Here is a 21,894-nt window from a genome sequence, read left to right on the forward strand (position 1 = left end):
GGCTGTACCAATAAAATGGAGGTCAAATTGCAATGAGTGATCTGCAAAAAGAAATATCCCAAGAATATGATTTTACGGTTAAAAACGTTATTCCCTTTAAAGATTTTTTTATTATCGATACTTCAGCCGGAAAAAAAGTTTTAAGAAAGCTAAATTTCTCTCAAGAGAGGATTTTGTTTATCCATGGTGCAAAAGAACATTTATTTAGAAATAATTTTTGCAATATTGATAGATTCATTTGTAATAAAAAAGGACTTCCATATGTAAATATCAATGGCAGCTATTATGCTGTAACCGAGTTGATACAAGGAAGGGAATGTGATTTTGGGGAAAGGGAGGATGTAATAAAAGCTTCTGTTGCTCTTGCACAACTGCATAATTCCTCAAGGGGGTATATTCCGCCAGAGAAAAGCCTAATTAAAGATGATTTGGGAAAGCTTCCCGCCCAGTTTTTTAAAAGGCTTGAAGAGATTAAGCGAGCAAAAAGAATAGCACAGAAGGAAAAAGGAAATCTTGACTATCTGATTTTACAATATATCGATTACTTTTATAGTTTGGGAGAAGAAGCTATAAATTTAATAAAAAAATCGAAGTACAAAGAATTGGTTGAAAAAACGCGGGAAGAAAGGCTGTTTTGTCACCATGACTATACTCACAGTAATATAATTATAGGTGATAAAGAAACATCGATAATAAACTTTAATTCCTGCTGTTTTGAATTAAAGGTATATGACCTGGCCAACCTGTTAAGGCGTAAAATGAGAAAATGCAACTGGGATATAAAAGAAGCAAAAGTTATTATTGATGCCTATAGATCAGTAGAGCCAATATCGGAGGATGAATTTTTTGTAATGAAAATAATGCTCCAATTTCCGCAAAAGTTTTGGAGAGTGGTAAATAAGTATTATAACAGCAGAAGAAGCTGGCGGGACAGAACTTTTGAAAGAAAGTTCAAAGAAGTTATAGACGAGATAAAATATCATAAGAAGTTTATTGATACATATGATTATTTGTATTGACAAAGAAGAATTCTGTTATGATTTATTTGTTTTGAAAATTGATAATAATTGCAGTTCTATAGATAACAATAATGTATTGAACGCGCAAAGGAATTTATATCAGGTTTGCGCGTTCAATTTATACAAGAATATCACTATTTATTTCATACTAAATTAGTAAAGAAGATAGTAAAGGTGCAATAAATTATATTTAAATGTTCTTGAGCAATTTATATAAATGCGTTAAATGATTTTATTAAAACAGGCCTTGTATAACACCCGATGAATCAATATCTATTTTTTCAGCTGCAGGAACTTTAGGTAATCCGGGCATAGTCATTATATCACCGGTTAATGCAACAATAAATCCGGCACCTGCAGAAATTTTTAACTCTTTAACGGTTATTTCAAAGCCTTCCGGTCTTCCCAGCAATGATGGGTTATCAGAGAGAGAATATTGGGTTTTGGCCATACATATTGGGAGTTTATCCAGCCCCATACTTTCAATTTTCTTAATCGTTTTGTCTACCTTTGATGAATATATAACCGACTTTGCACCATAGATTTCTTTTGCGATGATTTCTATTTTTTCTTTAATTGGCAAGTTTATATCATAAAGGGGTTTAAAGTTTGATACAGCAGTATCTAAAAGTTCAACAAGTTTTTCAGCAAGTTCCTTACCGCCTTCTCCGCCTTTTGAGAATACATCGGAGAAAGCTACATCAACATTCATGTTTTTGCAGAAGTTTTTGACAAATTCAATTTCTTCATCGGTGTCACTTTCAAAATGATTTATAGCTACTATTACCGGCAGTCCAAACTTTTTAATGTTTTCAATGTGTTTTTCGAGATTGACAATACCCGATTTCAAAGCATGAAGATTTTCCACTCCTAGGTCTTCTTTTTTCACACCGCCATTGTACTTTAAAGCTCTTATTGTTGCAACAAGAACAACGGCATCGGGTTTTAAGCCTGCCATTCTGCATTTGATGTTAAAGAACTTCTCTGCGCCCAAATCTGCTCCGAAACCTGCTTCTGTTATACAGTAATCTGCAAGTTTCAATGCTATTTTTGTAGCCATTATACTGTTACAGCCATGAGCTATATTGGCAAACGGTCCTCCATGCATAATTACCGGTGTATTTTCAAGGGTTTGAACAATATTCGGTTTTATAGCATCTTTAAGAAGAAGTGCCATGGCACCATTGACTTTTAAATCTTTGGCTGTAACCGGATTGCCATCGTAATCATAGCCGATAATTATTTTTCCAAGACGTTCCTTTAGGTCCATAAGATTCATAGAAAGACACAGTATAGCCATTATCTCAGAAGCCACAGTAATTAAAAAACCGTCCTCTCTGGGAATACCGTTGGCTTTTCCGCCAAGACCGACAACAATGTTTCTTAGAGCACGGTCATTCATATCCATGGCTCTTTTCCATACTATTTGACGCACATCTATATTTAAACTGTTTCCCTGGTGGATGTGATTATCTATAGCTGCGGACAGCAAATTGTTAGCTGCTGTTATTGCATGCATATCTCCAGTGAAATGGAGGTTAATATCTTCCATAGGAACGACTTGTGAATAGCCCCCGCCTGCTGCTCCACCTTTAATACCCATAACAGGACCTAATGACGGTTCCCTCAATGCGATTATTGCTTTTTTACCTATCTTTGACATGGCCTGCCCCAATCCTACTGTGGTCGTAGTTTTACCTTCTCCTGCAGGAGTGGGATTTATTGCTGTTACCAAAACCAGTTTCCCGTCTTTTTTATCTTTAATTCTTTCCCAAAGTTCATTGGACAATTTAGCTTTATACTTTCCGTATAATTCCAGTTCGTCTTCGGAAATGTCAAGTTTTTTCGCAATTTCAACAATCGGAAGCATCTTGCACGACTGGGCTATTTGAATATCTGTTAACAATTACATTACCTCCTATTTATAGCTAATTGACGGTATCGATGACTAGCCAGCATAATTTTCGAGTTACTAGTGTTTCTAATTCATTATAACTTTTAATAATTGCTATTTTCAATAGTTATATTTTTATATGAGCTTATGAAACTGTTTCCATTTCGCAGAATGGTAAATTGAATAAGTATCTGACGGATTTCTGCAACTAAATTAATTCAGTTGGTAGTTTTAAAATATCCTGATTTACTAAAATCACATAATATGTAAATTTTCATATTATGTATAGTAGAATGATTGTTATAGGAGAGGAAGTTTTATGAGTAAATTAAAAATTGGAGATATAGTAGGCAGAAAATCATATAATTCAGATATACTTTTTAAAGTTGTCGACATTAAAAAGGAGAATGGAAAAGAAACAGTTGTTCTAAGAGGAATTTGTTACAGACTTGAAGCAGATGCACCCGAATCGGATCTTATTGTACAGCCGGAATCTTATGTAAGAGAATACAATGATAAGATAAACAACAAAATCAATATAAAAATGAGGAGTCTGCAACCTTCAAGATATGGATATATGCAAAAAAAAAATTCTATCGTGACCTAAATATAAATAGCGGCTTAAAGTTTCAAAGACCAGGTAAGGTACTTCATATAGATGGAGATGATGATTATCTCAACACATGTCTTGAGAAGTATAAAGAACTTGGTATTGAAGCTGTAGGAGTACATGTTAAGGAGAAAGACCAGCCATCGAGGGTATACGAGTTATTGGTTCAACACAAACCGGATATCCTCGTATTGACTGGTCATGACGGTGTTATAAAAGATGAAAATGGATATAGCAGGTTAGATAATTATAGAAACTCAAAGTATTTTATTGAAGCGGTTAAAGAGGCAAGAAGGTATGAGAGTAATTATGACCAGCTTGTAATTTTTGCAGGTGCTTGCCAATCTATGTACCATAAAATAATTGAAGCAGGTGCCAATTATGCAAGCGCACCCTATAGGGTTTTAATTCATGCGTTGGATCCGGTGTATATATGCAAAAAAGTGGCTTTTACCGGAATAGATAGGATAATTTCTCCTGAGGAAGCTGTAAGTACTACCATTAGTGGATTCAAAGGGATAGGTGGAATTGAGACAAGAGGGAAATACAGGGATGGATATCCATTAGAACCATACAAATAGTGGAGTTTTAAAAAAAATACTTGACACAAATAAATTTCCCTTGTTATAATATATATTCTTTTGACAAGCTGTTTTTATTATGATATAATATTTGCAAACAGAAGATGAGGTGATTCAAAAATGGATAAAAGCAGCTTGTTTCAGATTAAGAGAGATATAGAAACATGCGTTGGTCAAAAGATTCAGTTAAAAGCTAATAAAGGGAGAAAAAAAGCTTTTATAAGAGAAGGAATACTTGAGAACACCTACCCTAGCATCTTCGTAGTAAAATTTGAAAATGATTACGAGACAACAAGAAGAGTTTCATACAGTTATACAGATATACTTACGAAGGCTGTAGAAATTGTTATATGCAAAGATAACAGAAAAATTCAAGTAAGCTAAGGTGTCGAACGTATTTTGCATAAAATTAAAAGCTAAGATTTTATAAAAGGGTCCTATCAGGTTATAGGATTCTTTTATTTTATATTCAAAAACAAGTGAAAGAGACTTAACAACCATTTAAAAAATTCTCCTCAAAGTTTTATTTATACTTGCACATGGAATATTTTATATACCTTGTCATATATATAAATAAAGATGTATAGAGTAGATTGATTATAATATTGATCTTTATTTGCAGAAAGTTAATAATTAATCTTTTTGTTTAGAGGAGGATTGAAAATGTCTCTTGAGCTTGTAAAAGAAACCATAAGAATTAATAATCTGGTAGGGGAAGATACTGCACAGACAGTAATTGAACATGACATAATTGTTCCTGACACAAACCCTGATGCAGTCCGTATTCTTTTGATAGACGGGGAAGTATATGAAAAAAGCTCGGAGGTTTTACAGGATAAAGTTGCTGTAAATGGTGCCATCCGTTATAAAATACTTTATATATCCGATGATGAAAGCCGCAAGGTTAGAAGCATAAATACCAGTAGCGATTTTTCATATAATGTGGATGTTTTAAATGCCAGGTTTGGGCTGAAAGCCAATGTGAAATGCGAAATGGAGCATATAGACTATGAAATATTGTACGGAAGAAAGATTAAGGTTAAGTCTATTGTAAGATTTGATGTAAAAGTTTGTGAGGAAGCAGAACATGATTTCGCAAACAATATTAGCGGACTTGACGATATTGAAACGCTAAGAGACTACATTGATATAAACAGTACCTTAGGTGAAAACAGTGCCTATTGCAATGTCAATGAATCAATTGAAATTCCTGCAGGCAAGCCGACTATTAAAGAAATATTGAGAAGTGATATAAAAATTGTCGGTAAAGATTACAAGGTGTCAGACAACAAAATAATTGCAAAAGGCGATTTGAATATACTTACACTGTACATAGCCGATGATGAAGAGAATAGTATTCAGTTTATGGAACATGAATTGCCGTTTACCCAATTTATTGATTTGCAAGGAGTTAATGATGCTTGTGAATGCGAAGTGGATTATAGGATTATCAACTATTCTTTCAGAGCAGCAGAAGATAATGACGGAGAACTTAGAATTTTGAACACAGAGGTTGAATTGATGCTTAAGGCACAAGCGTACGAAAGAAAAAGAATAGATATACTTACCGATGCCTATAGCTTAAGCAGAAAACTGGCTATTGAACAGAAACCCTTTAAAACAAAAAAAGTAATAAGTAAAGAAAAAAGCCAGATAAATATAAAAGAGACAGTTTACGTTGATGGAGACAATCCCGGAATAGCTGAAGTCTTCAATGTTCTTTCAAAACCAAGTCTGATAGAATGTAATATTGGAAATGGAAATATAACTATAGAAGGTGCAATAAAAAACAGTATATTGTATTTGGCGAATAATAGCGAGCAGCCGGTTTCCTGCTATGACTGTGAAATTCCATTTAGACAAAATATTGATATAAAAGATATAAATCCAAAAATGGGATGTGAAATAGAGCTTGACGTGGAACATTGCAATTACAGTATGTTATCTGCTAATGAGGTTGAAATAAGGGCAATAGTAAATGTTTGCATAAAAGTTGTTGATACAGTTGAGGTACCTTTGGTTTCTAGAGTTAGCGAAAGTCCTATTGAAGAAAAAAGAAGTGAGAGTCCGAGCATAACCATTTATTTCTCACAACCTGATGACAACCTGTGGAAAATTGCAAAAAAATATTATACAACTGTGGATAATATTAAGAAAATTAATAATTTATCCGATGATGATAATATACAACCGGGACAGCAAATTATAATTCCCAGAAAATTAAATATTTCATAGTTAATTGATAAAAAAGTTTAAAACAAATTATTTTAAAAGATATTTTCGTTAAACAATGTCTTGTAAGCTGTTTTAGAAGGATACAAAATAATGGGCTTTGGTTTCTTGAATAGAATAAGCTTGAGAGTGTTGTTAGATAACATTCTCAAGCTTTTTGTCAATAAAAATGAATTGCGAATTTTTTGCATTTGGTTTTTACTTGTTTTCAAAAAGAGATGAAAAAACGCATAAACCGGATATCTATAGAGTTTTTTATTGAAAACATTTTGTATTTTGTATATAATATAAAAACATAAAAGTATTGCAATTATTTCAGAAAATCTTAATAATTGCCATTTCAAATATTTTATTTTGTGAGTTTTGAGCTACAATTAATTGTATAGTGGTTTTTTGATAATTATATAATTGCTGATAAATTTAAATAATTATATTACAGGTGAAAAATGGATTCGATTTGTATAAAAGCAAGAGCAAAAATTAACTTGGCACTTGATGTATTGAGGAAAAGGGAAGACGGATATCACGACGTACGAATGATTATGCAGTCCATTAGTTTGCATGATGATGTATTTTTAAGTCTTATAGATGAAAAGAGCATAAGGATATCCTGTGACAAAGTATGGGTTCCTTCAAACAGCGATAACATAGCATATAAAGCTGCAAAGGTTTTGATGGATAAATTTGATCTTCAAAAGGGTATAGATATTAAAATAGTTAAGAATATACCTGTCGCAGCTGGTCTTGCTGGCGGCAGCGCAAATGCAGCGGCTGTTTTAAAAGGAATGAATGAATTGTTTTCTCTAAATTTGGAGCAAGAGGAATTGATGCAAATAGGAAAAACCATTGGGGCTGATGTTCCTTTTTGTATAAAAGGCGGGACTATGTTGGCAGAAGGTATAGGAGAAATTCTTTCGGATATAGAGCCTCTAAAAAATGTGGATATAGTGCTTGTAAAACCTAAGATTTCTGTTTCAACAGCATGGGTATATAAAAATTTAAATATTGAGAAAATAGTTTTAAGACCGGATACTGATTATATTATCGGCTTAATTGAAAAAGGGGATTTACAAAACCTTGGAAGGAAAATGGTTAATGTCTTGGAGACAGTTACTGTAAAAAAGTATGAGATAATCAATGAAATAAAAGAAAAACTTATTAAACTTGGTGCTTTCGGTAGTATGATGAGTGGAAGCGGTCCTACCGTTTTTGGTATTTTTGAGAACAAGTTAACTGCTCAGAAAGCTTATGAAGAAATCAACAATGATGATAGGTGGGACTGTATTTTAACCGAAACATTTTACGAGGAGAGATGAGATAATTATGGCTGGTAAGCTTTCAAAAGTAAATTTAAATGACTATAAACCGCTAAGAGAAGTAATATTTGATACATTGAGGGAAGCAATTATTACCGGTGAGTTAAAACCCGGAGAGCGTTTGATGGAAGTCAAACTTGCCGAAAAAATGGGTGTTAGCCGAACACCGGTGAGAGAAGCTATAAGGATGCTTGAACTTGAAGGACTTGTTGATATGCTTCCAAGAAAGGGTGCACACGTTGCAGAACTTTCTGTAAAAGATATAATGGATGTTCTAGAGGTTAGGGCAGCGATGGACAGTCTTGCTACAAGACTTGCAGCAGAAAGAATTACCGATGATGAGATTAAGGAATTAAGACAAATTCAGGCCCAGTTTATAAATTATGTTGAGAAGAATAATTTACAAGGTTCTATTAAAAAAGATGTAGAGTTTCATGAATTGATTTATCGGGCATCGAGAAATGACCGACTTTTGCAGATTGCAAACAATCTTCGAGAGCAAGTTCAACGATTTAGGGTTATATACCTTAAAGATTACAGCAGTCCTAAAAATCTAATTAAAGAACATGAGGATATTTGTGATGCTATAGCTGCAAGAAATTTAGATATGGCGCAGGAATATGCTCAAATCCATATAAATAATCAAGAAAAGGTAATAATTAAGGCAATAAAGAGTATGAAATAGTAAGCCATTTCTGATTGAATAATCCAGTGCTTTTTAAATATTGTGAAGGGTTTGAAATGTAAAAAGCACTGGATTGAAAGTTTTTTCAAATTAATCTTGGCTAAATTACTTCGTAACCCATTTGAGAAATATGTTTTTTAATTTCCTGAGGTCCTATATTATCAGGGTTATAGTCAATATTTACTTGTTGGCTTTTCAGGTCAACTGAAACGTTTTTTACCCCTTTGAGGGATTTGACACTTTCTTGTATTTTATTTGAGCAGGCGCTACAAGATATTGAAGGAATATTAAAAGTAGCTGTTTCCATAATTACCTCCTAGGATTTACTCTTATTATAAAATTATTATAGTGTTTACAAAATTAAGTGCTTAATCTTATTAATAAAATTGTTGAAATTATTTCTTTCCAACAATTGCTTAGATATTTATAAAATTGGAATCAGTATTATAAATATATTATGTTTATAATATTTCAATAATAGAATTATTTATTCTAGTGCTTTTTGACATAGGAATATTTTATATAACTTTAAAATATTTGTCCTTAAAATTATTATTTGCTGTTTATATTAGATAGACATTGGTAATGTATTGTTTATAGAAGACAAATTTAATATGTTATTGGCAATTGTATAAGCATAATTTACAAATTTGGGGAATTGAATATGACTATTATTCCAATTTGCTTTTTTAGTTGTATTGCGGATTGGCAAGGAGGTTTGTTTTTTGAAAAAATTAAAAGTTATTGTTGCGGATGATTCAAGTTTATATAGAGACGTACTTTCAAAAGCAGTAAATGGAACAGGCATGGCGGAAGTTAAATTTGTTGCCTCAAATGGACGCATGGTTGTAGACTTTTTAAAAAAAGAGAGTGTGGATTTAGTTCTGTTAGATGTGTTTATGCCGGAAATGGACGGCATAGAAGCTCTTAAAATAATTAAAAAGAATTATCCAAATATTGATGTGATAATGATAAGTTCAGATAGCATGCGCAGTGCTGAATTGACTGTGGAAGCATTGGATAATGGTGCTATTGACTTTATTTTAAAGCCAGCAGATTCGGATCATGAAAAAAGTGCGGAAATTATAAAGGCACAACTTCAGATTCTTTTTATGCAAGTAAGATTAAAAAATTTTAAGAACATTATTGACAATAATCAAAAAGAAATTAAAAGGAGAAACAATAGTAAAAAAGATGAACAGAAAATTGAAACTGATGCTTTAAATAAATTTGATCTCAAAAAGTTTACAAGTATAGACCTAATATTAATAGCATCTTCAACAGGCGGACCTTCTGCTCTTGAGAAAATTTTTACAGGTCTTGATTCTGACTTTAATATACCTATACTTGTTGTACAACATATGCCTCCTAAATTTACACGATCCTTGTCAGAAAGTCTCAACAAGAAGTGTAAGATAAGTGTTAAAGAAGGCTGTAATAATGATTTGGTACAAAAAGGACAAATTATTATTGCGCCTGGCGGATATCATATGCTTGTTGAAAGGGAAGGGCCTAACCTTATTATTAAGACAGAAGCTACTCCCTATGTTAATGGGGTGAGGCCTGCTGCTGATGTGCTGTTTTCTTCCGTTGCAAATAAATATGAGGATAAAAATATTCTTGCTGTTATACTAACGGGGATGGGCAGTGACGGAAAAAATGGAGTTATGATGCTAAAGCAAAAATGCAATTGCTATTGTATTACCCAGAGTGAAAATACTTGTGTGGTTTACGGCATGCCGAAAAGTGTATATCAATCGGGTTTGTCTGACGAAGTAGTTGATATAGACGATATTTCTAAAAGAATACAGGAAATTGCAACCGGAAAAGGAATATTACCGTCATAAATTAAGGGATTAATGGTATTTTTAAGATTACTGTTGATATGAATATTACATATGGTAAAATAGAAATAACAAAATAATACTTAAATTGTTGGATCCGTTATTTCTAATAAAATATTTATTTATCTGTCAGGAGATGAATATGTGGTATCATAAATTCCTAAACACCTACAAAGCTGGAATTTCCCATGAGTTTCTCTTATATTTCAATATAAGAGATATGGTTGATAATTGCAGAAGTATTGAGAGATATATATATGATGAATTTATAAAGCAGAGAGGATTTGCCATAGTGGCATTCTATGATATATCAAAAGGCCTTACTTTTTTTGATGTTTCTATGGAAAGGGAGTTTCACAAGATTACATCAAATGGGGCCGTTAATCTGTTAAATTCTTTACCTTCAAAATTATTTCCTTATATAGACATGGCTTTGAAAAATACAAAGATGGCACTATTTATAGATCATGTGGACAAAATAATCCCGTCAGGAGATTTAGGCAGTTTATCCATGGAGGAAAGAATTGACTTAATTTGGCTGTGTGAATGGTCAAACGATGCTAAAATATCTTCTGTGGGAAGCTGTATATTTATGATGGCAGATAATTTGGAGGAAGTAAACTCCGAGGTGTTAAAATCTGCTTACAGAGTAGAACCTGTACTGGTTGAACTTCCTGATGAAGAAGAGCGAAAGAAGTATATTAAATATCTTGTGGAACAAAAGAATATTAAAATGGACATTTCTATAGATGAATTTGCCAAACTTTCATCCGGCCTTAGTAAAAAAGCCATTAAAGATATAAAACTAAAGGCAGAATCGGAAAATGTAGCTATTAGTTTTGATTTTATAAAAGAGAAAAAGCACTCAATTTTGAAGAAAGAGTATGGCGATGTGCTGGAGTTCATATATCCTGTTATTGGTTTTGATGATGTAGGCGGAATGGAAAAAGCTAAAAACTATCTTATAAAAAACATAGTTGAGCCAATAAGAGCAGGTGATTTAAGAAGGGTTCCCATGGGTATACTTTTATGTGGACCGTCTGGAACAGGAAAAACTCTTTTGGTTAATGCTTTGGCAAAATCCAGTGGATTCAATTGTGTCAAAATAGACATGGCAAGAATTTTAGGTCAGTATGTGGGAGAGAGTGAAAAGAATTTTAAAAAGTGTCTTTTAGGTGCACAGTCCCAAGAGCCGGTTATAGTGTTTGTTGACGAAATAGACACTGCTTTTAGAAGAGGAGACGGAAGCGACAGTGGAGTTAGCAGAAACATATTTAGTGAATTTTTGCAGTTTACCAGTAATACAAATAATAGAGGAAAAATAATATTTATTGCTGCAACCAACAGGCCGGATCTTTTAGACCCTGCTTTAAAAAGGGCAGGAAGATTTGATAAGAAGATTCCCATATTGCTTCCCGAAGAGGAAGAAAGAGCGGAGATTTTTAAGATAATGATTAAGAAATTCGGATTTGAGACAGATATTGAGGACTTTCTTCCTTTTGCTAAGAAAACAGAGAACTATACAGGGGCTGAAATAGAAACTGTTGTAAGAAAAGCTTATGAAATTGCAAATGAAGACAATGTTGAAGGTACGGTTCTTACGGCTACAGTTCTTAACGAGGCAATTTCAAGGTGCAGGCCAAGTACTCAGCAGGTGGAATTTATGACGATGCTTGCAATTAATGAGTGTGATGATAAGGATTTGCTGCCTGACAAGTATAAAGGTTTTTTGGATGAAAGAAACAGTGTTGCAATTGGCAAGGAACAATAGTAAATTAAAATAGCAATATTTTGTTAATTTTTATTTTTATAGTTTACAACATTACTTATTTATTATAAATTAATACTATGGCATATAAAATAGGAGGTAATTCACATGGGCTTCTTTAGCAGATTAGGTAGTTTAGTTAGAGGATTTTTTGGTCGACTTGTTGGAGGATTGGAGGAAAAAAATCCGGAACTTCTTTTTGAAGATATAAAAAATCAAATTGCAAAGGCTAGAAAAGAAGCGGAACAGCAAATAATAGAAATCCAGACAAATGCAGAGTTAATAAAGATTGAAATGAAAAACTCCGAGAAAAATTTGAATGCTATAAAGGCAAGGATAGAGTCTGCAAAAAATATGGGTGACAAAGAAATGCTGGTTGAGCTTCTTATGCAGGAGGAAGAATATCAGACAGTATATGAAACCCATAAGGCTACTTATGAAAATGCAATGAAAGAAGTAGAAGCAATTAGGGAGAACTATAAGATATTCGAGTCTGAAATGAATTCAAAATTGAATGAGTTGAAGACTTTAAAGAGTCAGCAGAAAATGGCTCAGCTTAAAGAAAATATTAATTCTGTAAATGCTAAATATACGGCCAAGAACAATAAAGTCGGAAATATAAACGAAGATATGGAAAGGGCAAGGGAGATTGTTAACAAGAAGATTGCAAAAGCTAATGCTATTGAGTCCCTTAACAATGAAAACGTGGATATCAAACTTAAAAAACTTGATATGAACTCTGCACGGGACAGAGCACGTGCAAGAGCAGAAGCTTTACTTGCTGGAGAACAGGGCTTTGAAGTAAAGGAAAAAGTTGAAACTACAACTGTATCCAATGAAGATGCATTAGGACAAAAAGATAAAGCTGAAAATAAATTGAGTGAATAATTTTGTCAGAATCGATTTGTACAATTTATGAATAGAAATAAAAAATTATAATTTATGCGAGGTGCCGTTTTAGATTAGGACACATCTCTTAATTAAGAGATGTGTCCATATAATATAATATGAAAAAGGGAGATAAAATGAAGCTTAGGCTTTTAATAAGTGCATTAACCAATTATCGAAATTTGGGCATACTTATAGTACTTTCTGTTCTTTCTTCGTCTTTAGAGAGCGATATGTCTTATATTGCCTATGTGGCATCTTTTGTTGTGTATTTGGGATTTTCATTGCAAAGTTTTACCAGTAAAAAGTTCCAAGATAATTTTATTCACGAGTCAAAGAAAAAGCAAATTAAAAATTTGGATGAAATGTGCAAAAAGCTGGCTGATGAGACAAAGGCATATACAAATGCTGCATATTACAAAAAGCTTTGTTCAATTATGGAAGATAAAACTGAGATAGTTCAAGCTTATTTCAAAGATGAATTTAATTATTTAAAGGAAAGAATAACCGAACAGACTTTAAACCTTGTCATAACATATATCAAACTTTTGAAAAATTTCTGTAAAAGATGCAGAGATCTAAATTTAACAGATATAAACCCTATAATAGAGAGAATAAATCAAAATAGAAGAAAGCTCGACTTTATAAAAGATCAAAAAGTGTATGAGGATCTGAAAAAAAACATAGAAATGGATGAAAAAATATTAAACAGATTGAAAGAAGAAAAGCAAGATTTGGAGAGAATAGATACGAAACTGGACTATATTAAAAGTACTGTCAGCATGTTCAAACATCAGATTGGAATGAGTATGGAATCTGAGGAAATGATTGAAAAGATAGAGAATACTCTTAATGAAGCAACAGCTCTTGAAAGCGTATTGGAGAAGAGGCATAAAAAGAGAAATAGTGCTTTTTAATGGTTTAGAGATCTGAAAAGTCTATAAACTCAATCTAAAGATTTGCTAAACTGAATTTAAGATAAGGATTTATTAATAATGGGTTTCAGCCGATAAAATTTAATAATGTTTATAAAGCATGCAAGAAATGAGGATTATGTATGCCCAAAGATGAAATAATTTATTCATCGGAATTTATAAAAATAATCCGGAAAGAAAATGACTTTTTCATTGAATCATACAAAAAAGGTATGTCTATTAATGAGTTTAATGAGATTATCATCAAATATCCTAATATAAAGATAGTCAGTTTTCTTGCCATTAAGAATGCAATCTTATTTGCTCCAAAACCAATGGAGAAATTTGGGGAACTAAAAGAGAGAATTTCTGTAATAGTATCGAAGGATGAGCTTAAAGCCTATGTGAAACTATCAGTGCCTGAAAATGAATTGATAGGCAATGCAAAGCAGAATTTGGTTAAGGAAATTATGGAAAAGCTCAAGGAAAACAGAATAATATTTGGAATAAAGAATGATGTTTTAGTAGGTGAGCTTTGTAATAATAAGCAAATTTTAATAGCTGAAGGAATACCTCCTGAAAATGGAGAAGATTCCATTATAAAGATGTATGAGCTTAAGGAAATAAAACCTGCGATAAAAGAGGACGGAAAAGTTGATTATTATGAATTGAGTTTGATAAACAAGGTTCAGGCTGGAGATTGGTTAGGAGAAAGAATAGACTCAACTCCCGGTATTCCCGGGAGGACAGTCAGGGGAAAGATTATTGAGCCTATTCATGGGAAAAACCACCCTTTGGAATATGATAGAAACTCTGTCGGAGAGAAGTATGAAAATGGTATTACTACTCTTTATGCTTTACGAAGTGGAGCTGTTCATTATGAGGGAGATAGAATAAGTGTATCCAACCATCTGGAAATACCGGGTGATGTGGATTTTAAAGTGGGAAATATTAATTTTGACGGCTATGTTACGATAAAAGGAACTGTTGAAGATAATTTTATTGTAAAAGCCACTAAGGACATAGAAATATTAGGGGATTTTGGAATAGGTAGTGTACGAAAAATAGAAAGTACTAATGGAAGTATAAGTATTAAAGGTGGAATAGCAGGAAAAAATAAAGCAGTTATTAAATGTAAAGGAGACCTTTATACAAAATTTGTATCAGAGGCTACCATTATTTGCGAGGGAAGCGTTTATATAGGGGGTTATTGTATAAACAGCAATATAACTGCAAAGGAAATTATTGTCGATTCACCTATAGGCCGGATAATTGGCGGAAATATTCAGGCTGAAATAAGGGTTGTATCTTCAATTTTGGGTTCTTCAAGTGAAAGCAAGGCAGCAATATCAGTTAAAGGATTCAATAGAGATGAACTTAAGGAAAAACTTGAAACTATAATAAATGAAATTGAAAATATGAAAAATGATATGGAAAAGCTGAAACAGGAAATATCCCAATTAAGCCTTAAGGCAAAACTTACAGATTCCGAAAGAAACAGATTTATAAAAGCTCAATCAGAATTCTTTAATATAAAGAATAAGATTAAAGAGCTTGAAAATGACAAAAGAATAATCACAAATGCTTTAAGAACGAAGGGTGAAGGTGAGGTAACGGTATTGAAAAGAATTTATCCCGGTGTAGTTTTGGAAATTAAGAATATAATGAAAAGAATTGACAAACCAATCCTTACTACCAGCTTTTATATACAAAATGGAGAGATTAAGCAGTTGTAGCAGATTGAATTTGAGATATTTTGATATAGGAACTGATATATTATGAAACAGATAAAATTTTTACATTTTTCCGACTTGCATTTGGATTATCCGTTTACATCTTTAGGATCTGATTTGGGAAAGACTGACCGAAGAAGGAAAGATCTTTTAGAAGTATTTGACAGCATAATAGAATTGACGAAAAGAGAAAATGCAGATTTGCTTTTAATAAGCGGGGATCTGTACGAACATTTCTATGTGAAAAAATCTACTATAAAACACGTAAATGACAAATTCAGGGAGATAGACGATAAGAAAGTTTTTATTGTACCCGGCAATCATGACCCATATTTAAAAAACTCCTATTACAGAAATTTTAAATGGAACAGTAATGTCTATATTTTATCGGAAGAAAGGTATAAGGTGGAAATTGAGGAGTTAAACACATGTGTTTACGGTTTAGGTTTTGAAAGTTTTTATAAAAACGGTTGTATCAGGGATGAAATAAAATCCGTTAATGATGAAAAAATAAATATTTTTTTGGTTCATGGGACTGTTGATATGAATTTTACAAAGACGGGATACAACCTGTTTACCAGCGAGGAACTTGCGCAGCTAAATATGGACTATATAGCCCTTGGACATTTTCATAACAGAATTGATGATGTAGGACAAAAAGGAGTGATTTATAATCCTGGAAGTCCAGAACCATTAGGGTTTGATGAAGAAGGGGAACATGGTGTTTTTGTTGGGAAGGTCTCTAAAGAATTACTGGAGGTAAAATATATAAACACAAATCGCAGGTATTATAAATCAGTGGATATTAATGTCGAGAATATAAATAGTAATGAACAGGTTGCGGAAAAAATTCGCTTTTCTTTAGAGGGATTGCCTATAGAAGACATTTTATTGACAATTACTCTAAAAGGCTTTGCAAAGGATGAATATAGGATAAGCAAGGAAAAATTAAAAAATTTGTTAGAAGACAGTTTCTTTTATGTTAATGTAGAAGATAGAACTATTCCTGACTATGATTATGAAGAGATGAAAAATGAACCGGGATTGAAAGGATTATATGTCCGAAAGCTTATGGGTATGATAGATGAGGCTAAAAATGAAAAAGAAAAATATCTGTTGATGAAATCTCTTTATTATGGACTACAAGCCCTTGATAAAGGAAAAATAGAGGAATTGTGACAAATGAATTCGAATAAGGGGTACATATGAGGATAGATAAACTGGATATAAAAGGTTTTGGCAAATTTAATAATTTTGAAGTTGAATTTGACCGTGGATTCAATATTGTATACGGGGCAAATGAGTCAGGTAAATCTACAATTCAGGCTTTTATTAAAGCTATGTTTTATTCGTTAAGGGGAGGCAGAAACTTAAAGGGGGAAGATTGCACTCCACTTAATAAATATAGACCTTGGGGTGGAGGAGAATATAGAGGTAGTTTGAGATATACCTTAGATAACGGACAGGTTTTTACTGTTGAAAGAAATTTTCAAAATGGGGAAACAAAAATATATGATTTATTGTATAAAGATATAACAAAGACCTTTGATCAAAGTAAGGACAAAGGTCCTCTCTTTGCCATTAAACATATAGGTCTTACGGAAAGCTGTTTTGAAAAAACATTATATATCGGACAGATGGCAACTAAAATCGATAATCGTGATAAAAAAGAAATATTAGACAGTATTGCAAATATCTTCGAAACCGGTTCTGAAGATATTTCCTTTATAAATGCAAGGGAAGCTATAAAAGAAGCGTTAAAAAGATATGTGGGTACCGATAAAACGTCTACCCGTCCTCTGGATATAATAAATTCTAAATTAGTCCAATTAAAGGCTAAGAAGGAGAATTTGCTTAAGTCAAAAGAGTCATTGTTCTCTGTGGAAGAGGAAATAGCTTATCTTAACAATAAGAGAAGCAAACTTGAAGAACTTAAAATTGTTATGCAGTTTGCCAGGAATATTGTAAATCTTAGAGAAGAAATTGATGTTTTCAAAAAAAGAAAAAAGGATTTAATGGATATTGTTGATGAGGTTTCTGCATTAACTAAAGAATTGAATAACTTAAGAATAAGTTTGGATGAATGCCAAAAGATAAAGAAACGTTTTGAAAATTTCTCCGAATTTGAATTCAATGAAGCCGATGATTTATATATTAAATATGCAAAGTATGAAAATCTAAAGGATGAAAATACAAGACTATTGGAAGAGATTGATAAGATTAAAAAAAGTGCCGATGAAAACAGAATTTTTATTGAATCACTAAAAGTATTTGAGGTTAATAAGGATATAAATGTAGTAGATTCAACTATTAACACTGATTTTAATTTGGAAAGTATAAAAAGGTCTGAAATTCAAAATAAAATCAAGATATTGAAATCTAAAAACAGAGCTATGATTACAGCTATGACGGCTATTTTTTTGTCTGCAGCAGCTTTATTGTTTTACAGCCTTTCGGAAAGGAACTATTATTGTATTGTCGTAACTGTTTTGCTTATAGCTGTTTTTCTTGCAATTGGTATTTTTAAGTCAAAAAACGATAGACTGCTGAAACAACTTACAGATGAAAAATGCCGGTTGGAAAAAAGGCTAAATTTATTGCTTGAAAAGATGGAAGAAAAAAGACTAATGCAGGAAGAAATGTTTAAAATGCTTGAAGTTAACAGCATGGAAGAGTTCATCAAGAAAAAAGCTTTGTATGACAGCAAGGTTTATGAACTGGACAGTCATAAAAAAAGAATGGCTGCATTGAAAGAAGAGGTTGAAAAGAATTGTATTTTAATTAAGCAAATATTGCAATTTATTAAGGAAAAACTTTTTGCATCCAATGTAATTGACTCGATTGAGACTGAAGTCAAAAAAGAACATATTGAGGCATTTCGTAGTTCCATATATAAGTATAAAGAGACAGCAGCATATTTAAGCAATGGGGAATCCAGGTTGAATGACCTTTATAGACAGATTGAAAACCTCTACTTAAGAGCTTATTCGATATGCGGACAAAAAATAGACAATATTGAGCAATTGAACGAAATTTTGAATAGTATGGAGGAAAAAATTGAGAAATTGTATGAGAATCTTGATATATACGCTTTTAAAATAAAATCAATTTATTCGGATATGGAGTTTGAAGGTATTAACTATGAGAAATTAATGGAAATGTTGTTAGATTTAAGGATTAAAGATGCAAAGGAAAATATGGAAGAGTTCACTCAAAAAATATTTAATGAGATAAGCAGCATCCAACTTAACCTAAAGGAGAAGGAAATAGCGCAGTCAGCATTGAATGATGATAATAATGAACTGGAAAAGATTGAAGAAGAGATTAGAGAGCTGGAATTGCAAAAAGAAAAACTTGAGGAAACAGGTTTTTCACTGAAGACCGCCCTTGAGGTTTTAGAAGAGGCAAATACCGAGATTAAAAGAGATTTCGCTCCTGTAGTGAACAGCAATGCCTCAAAAATAATAAGTTTAATAACAGATTTTAGATATAAGGAACTGAAGGTTGATGAGAACCTGGTGTTGAGAACAACCGATCCTTATATAAAGGACATAATTCCGGTTTCTGTCCTGAGTAATGGAACTGTTGACCAGATGTATTTAGCATTGAGAATTGCTTTAGTGCGAACTATGGAAAAAAAGTCGGAAAAACTTCCTATTATTTTGGATGAAGTACTTTCACAATATGATGAAATGCGGTCTATAAATACAATAAGAATGCTGAAGGAAATATCCAATGAAAGGCAGGTTATATTTTTTACTTGCAAGACAAGGGAACTGGACATGGCTAAATCTGTTTGCAATAACAATTTAAATGTAATAAAATTATAGTTAGGTTGTCGAAAAATTGAGTTTACCAATGAAAAATGCCTAATAATATTAAATTTAAGAGGAGTTTGCCTTGAGGAAAGCAAAGATTGGTTTATTATTGCATATATTGATAATAATTGCATATATATTTTCCGGATGTAATTTCAGCCAAAAAGTTAACTTGGATGTGTCACAGGAAGAAATTGAAGCTGTTATTAACGAAAGATATATAGATAAAGCTGTCACAATCGATACCGTTGTAGATGTTTTTATGGAAGCCGATATTAATTCTGAAAGGATAACCCAATGCCTGTTTAACCAACTGGTTACTATCATTGAGGAGAAAGATAGCTGGGTTAAAGTAGAAACTGGTGATGGAAGTATAGGATGGCTGCGTTCAAAATTTATAGACAGGGATTGTACAAGTGTAAAAAAAGAGCTTTATACCGAGAGGATAGTTATAACAGGCATTAAAAAGCCTGTTTATACCAATTATGGAGGAGGCGCCACTTTAAAGGAAGTCTCAATGGGGACTGAGCTTTTTGTAAAGGGTAAAAAGAAAAATTATTATGAAGTTGCAGTACCCGGAAATCTTACCGGTTGGGTTGAAAGTAAGAATACTATTCTAATTGATGCGGATGAGCCAATTCACATAACTTCAGCTGAAGATTTTGCCGATACTGCTGTGAAGTTTAAAGATATTCAATATTTGATGGGAGGAACCAGTGCCTGGGAAGGTATCGACGGATCGGGACTGGTATATATAAGTGCAAAGATAAATGGCATCAATTTACCGAGAAGTGCTGCAGAGCAGTTCGAATTTATTGAAGATGAGATTGAAAACGTAGAGAATATAAAGAAAGGCGATTTATTGTTCTTCAGCACAAATGAAAATTTGGAGGATATAGCAGATATCGGCGTTTATGTCGGGAATGACAGCTTCATATATGCAAACAAGTCAAAGGGACGGATTGAAGTTGCTCAATTGCATTCCGATTATTTTATAAAAAGGATGAAGGGAATAAAACGAATTTTTTCAGAATAAAAGGATAAAGTTGGAATGACATACTAAGTTACACTGTTGCTAAAAATTTAATTTGGCAATAAAAAAGTGATTTTATGAGATTGATTTTCATAAAATCACTTTTTATTGTCAGGGAATAATCTATTTTTGAAGTATTCCAAGCAAGAAAGACAAAACTTCAAAATTCGGCAACTATGCGCTTATAGTGACAGTTTCATTGTTATTATCAAGACAGAAGCTTTTGCTCTTTCCGTCAAAAGTAACTTCATATTCACCTAAGAATCCGGAAACATTTACAAGACCGTTTTCATCGCTGATAAGGTCCATCGGTTTTGTCCACCACTGATTTTTTATCAGGTCGTGGAGTGCATGGTATATAGGTTTTACTCTGTTATCCTGAGTAATGAAACCTGAAGGAGCCTTAAGCCAGCCACCATCCACAAAATCCCACCATGTAATAGCTTCAACCAATGGATGGCTAAAGAGGGTTTTATAATGTGTAACTGCTTCCTGTGCCTGGCGTTCTTCACCTTCTGGAGTTGAAGGCCATTCGGGTATCTGATAATCGTTAAGGTCCACGATTTCCGGAGGCATAAGATGTCCAGATACTAATGTATTTTCAGTGAAATGAATAGGAAGCTTGAAGCGCGAAAATCTTTCAAGGATTTCCTGAGTTTTTTCAACTCCCCAATAACCCTGGTGCATATGGGATTGAATTCCTATAGCATCAATGTGAACACCCGATTCTAACAATCCTTCAATTAAAATATCATAAGATTCAGAAGTTTCAAAATCGTTTATAAGCAGTGTCGCATTAGGATTGGACTCTCTTGCTGCTTTAAATACTTCCCGAACAAGTTTTATTCTGCCCATATCTTTACAGATACGGGTAATTCCGTTATCGTATTTATCAAATATAGGCATAATAACTACTTCGTTTATTACATCCCACATATCAATCAGACCTTTAAAGTCGGTCACATCACGATGAATTCGCTTTATTTGAGTGGAGAAGATTTCAGAATTGCTCATATCAAGAAGCCATGGTGCTGTTTCTGTATGCCAGCATAGGGGGTGACCTTTCAACTCTACGCCTTTTGTTTGTAACCACTTTGCTGCATTCTTTAAACTTTCCGTATCCGGTTTGCCTTTTACGGGCTCAAACTTTCCCCAATAAAAGGGCAAAGTCACAAAATTAAATAAATCAAAGAATTTTTCATAACGTTCTTCAATTTTTTCTTTTTGCTTACCTTCGAACTTATTGTTTGCATAAGGAACAGAAGTGAATTCTGCACATCCAAAAAGAAATTTATGTTTTGTTTGCTTAACTGTTACCTCTTTATTTGCAAGAGGCGATCCATCTGCAGCAACAAGTTTTATTGTGGTGGTTCCCATGCGGTGTTGAAGACAGTTTTGATTGTTTTCTAACATGGCTTATTCTCCTTTTCCTTAGAATTTTTTTAGATGATTTCACATATTACTGGAACTTCTGATTGGATATTTATTTCTCTCAAAGTATTTTACACAAAGATCCTCTTTCATGTACGTTTGTACAATGGATACGGAATTCTCAATGT

18 protein-coding genes are annotated in these 21,894 nt (G+C 32.8%); 15 read left to right on the forward strand and 3 right to left on the reverse strand.

Annotated features, from left to right (window positions below; translation table 11 throughout):
- The first annotated feature begins 32 nt into the window (after positions 1–32).
- Complete coding sequence (locus tag CLOCL_RS00140; protein ID WP_014253424.1) at positions 33–1,019, forward strand: CotS family spore coat protein; 987 nt, start codon at positions 33–35, stop codon at positions 1,017–1,019.
- Positions 1,020–1,254: 235 nt separating this feature from the next.
- Here the strand turns inward: CLOCL_RS00140 and CLOCL_RS00145 are convergent, their stop codons facing one another.
- Entirely contained in the window at positions 1,255–2,925 is a 1,671-nt protein-coding gene (locus CLOCL_RS00145; protein WP_014253425.1) for a formate--tetrahydrofolate ligase, read from the reverse strand.
- Between the two features lie 307 nt (positions 2,926–3,232).
- Here CLOCL_RS00145 and CLOCL_RS23740 point away from each other — a divergent pair, with 307 nt between their 5' ends.
- The 6 genes from CLOCL_RS23740 to CLOCL_RS00170 all read left to right on the forward strand — a co-directional run bounded on the left by CLOCL_RS23740 (position 3,233) and on the right by CLOCL_RS00170 (position 8,337).
- On the forward strand, positions 3,233–3,520 hold the full coding sequence (locus CLOCL_RS23740) for a sporulation peptidase YabG (RefSeq protein ID WP_420805118.1): 288 nt from the start codon (positions 3,233–3,235) through the stop codon (positions 3,518–3,520).
- A 2-nt stretch (positions 3,521–3,522) separates the two neighbouring features.
- A complete protein-coding gene (gene yabG, locus CLOCL_RS00150) occupies positions 3,523–4,104 on the forward strand; it encodes a sporulation peptidase YabG (RefSeq protein ID WP_420805137.1) in 582 nt (193 codons plus the stop codon).
- A 120-nt stretch (positions 4,105–4,224) separates the two neighbouring features.
- Positions 4,225–4,488 (forward strand): Veg family protein, encoded by a 264-nt coding sequence (locus CLOCL_RS00155; protein ID WP_014253427.1) that lies wholly within the window; start codon positions 4,225–4,227, stop codon positions 4,486–4,488.
- A 279-nt stretch (positions 4,489–4,767) separates the two neighbouring features.
- Positions 4,768–6,339 carry a DUF3794 and LysM peptidoglycan-binding domain-containing protein gene (locus tag CLOCL_RS00160; RefSeq protein WP_014253429.1) on the forward strand — a complete coding sequence of 524 codons (1,572 nt, stop codon included), beginning with the start codon at positions 4,768–4,770 and terminating at the stop codon, positions 6,337–6,339.
- Positions 6,340–6,782: 443 nt separating this feature from the next.
- Positions 6,783–7,652 (forward strand): 4-(cytidine 5'-diphospho)-2-C-methyl-D-erythritol kinase, encoded by an 870-nt coding sequence (gene ispE / locus CLOCL_RS00165; protein WP_014253430.1) that lies wholly within the window; start codon positions 6,783–6,785, stop codon positions 7,650–7,652.
- Positions 7,653–7,659: 7 nt separating this feature from the next.
- Complete coding sequence (locus CLOCL_RS00170) at positions 7,660–8,337, forward strand: GntR family transcriptional regulator (RefSeq protein ID WP_014253431.1); 678 nt, start codon at positions 7,660–7,662, stop codon at positions 8,335–8,337.
- Between the two features lie 100 nt (positions 8,338–8,437).
- On the opposite strand, the gene CLOCL_RS00175 is transcribed toward CLOCL_RS00170, so the two are convergent.
- A complete protein-coding gene (locus tag CLOCL_RS00175; protein WP_014253432.1) occupies positions 8,438–8,644 on the reverse strand; it encodes a heavy-metal-associated domain-containing protein in 207 nt (68 codons plus the stop codon).
- A 418-nt stretch (positions 8,645–9,062) separates the two neighbouring features.
- On the opposite strand from CLOCL_RS00175, the gene cheB reads away from it, so the two are divergent.
- The 8 genes from cheB to CLOCL_RS00215 all read left to right on the forward strand — a co-directional run bounded on the left by cheB (position 9,063) and on the right by CLOCL_RS00215 (position 20,338).
- Positions 9,063–10,184, forward strand: coding sequence for a chemotaxis-specific protein-glutamate methyltransferase CheB (gene cheB, locus CLOCL_RS00180; RefSeq protein WP_014253433.1), 1,122 nt, complete (start codon positions 9,063–9,065; stop codon positions 10,182–10,184).
- Positions 10,185–10,323: 139 nt separating this feature from the next.
- A complete protein-coding gene (locus CLOCL_RS00185; RefSeq protein WP_014253434.1) occupies positions 10,324–11,952 on the forward strand; it encodes an AAA family ATPase in 1,629 nt (542 codons plus the stop codon).
- A gap of 105 nt (positions 11,953–12,057) precedes the next feature.
- Entirely contained in the window at positions 12,058–12,837 is a 780-nt protein-coding gene (locus CLOCL_RS00190) for a PspA/IM30 family protein (protein WP_014253435.1), read from the forward strand.
- Between the two features lie 137 nt (positions 12,838–12,974).
- The gene (locus CLOCL_RS00195) at positions 12,975–13,754 is read left to right on the forward strand and encodes a hypothetical protein (RefSeq protein ID WP_014253436.1); all 780 of its coding nucleotides are present in this window, start codon (positions 12,975–12,977) and stop codon (positions 13,752–13,754) included.
- Between the two features lie 140 nt (positions 13,755–13,894).
- Positions 13,895–15,487: a DUF342 domain-containing protein gene (locus CLOCL_RS00200; RefSeq protein ID WP_014253437.1), complete on the forward strand. Its 1,593-nt coding sequence runs from the start codon at positions 13,895–13,897 to the stop codon at positions 15,485–15,487.
- 42 nt (positions 15,488–15,529) lie between these two features.
- Positions 15,530–16,663 carry a metallophosphoesterase family protein gene (locus tag CLOCL_RS00205; protein WP_014253438.1) on the forward strand — a complete coding sequence of 378 codons (1,134 nt, stop codon included), beginning with the start codon at positions 15,530–15,532 and terminating at the stop codon, positions 16,661–16,663.
- A 26-nt stretch (positions 16,664–16,689) separates the two neighbouring features.
- Positions 16,690–19,314 (forward strand): ATP-binding protein, encoded by a 2,625-nt coding sequence (locus tag CLOCL_RS00210; protein ID WP_014253439.1) that lies wholly within the window; start codon positions 16,690–16,692, stop codon positions 19,312–19,314.
- A gap of 70 nt (positions 19,315–19,384) precedes the next feature.
- On the forward strand, positions 19,385–20,338 hold the full coding sequence (locus CLOCL_RS00215; RefSeq protein WP_014253440.1) for a C40 family peptidase: 954 nt from the start codon (positions 19,385–19,387) through the stop codon (positions 20,336–20,338).
- 171 nt (positions 20,339–20,509) lie between these two features.
- On the opposite strand, the gene CLOCL_RS00220 is transcribed toward CLOCL_RS00215, so the two are convergent.
- A complete protein-coding gene (locus CLOCL_RS00220) occupies positions 20,510–21,748 on the reverse strand; it encodes an endo-1,4-beta-xylanase (RefSeq protein WP_014253441.1) in 1,239 nt (412 codons plus the stop codon).
- Between the last annotated feature and the right edge of the window lie 146 nt (positions 21,749–21,894).

This window comes from Acetivibrio clariflavus DSM 19732 (genome assembly GCF_000237085.1).
In the GTDB taxonomy this organism is placed as follows: domain Bacteria; phylum Bacillota; class Clostridia; order Acetivibrionales; family Acetivibrionaceae; genus Acetivibrio; species Acetivibrio clariflavus.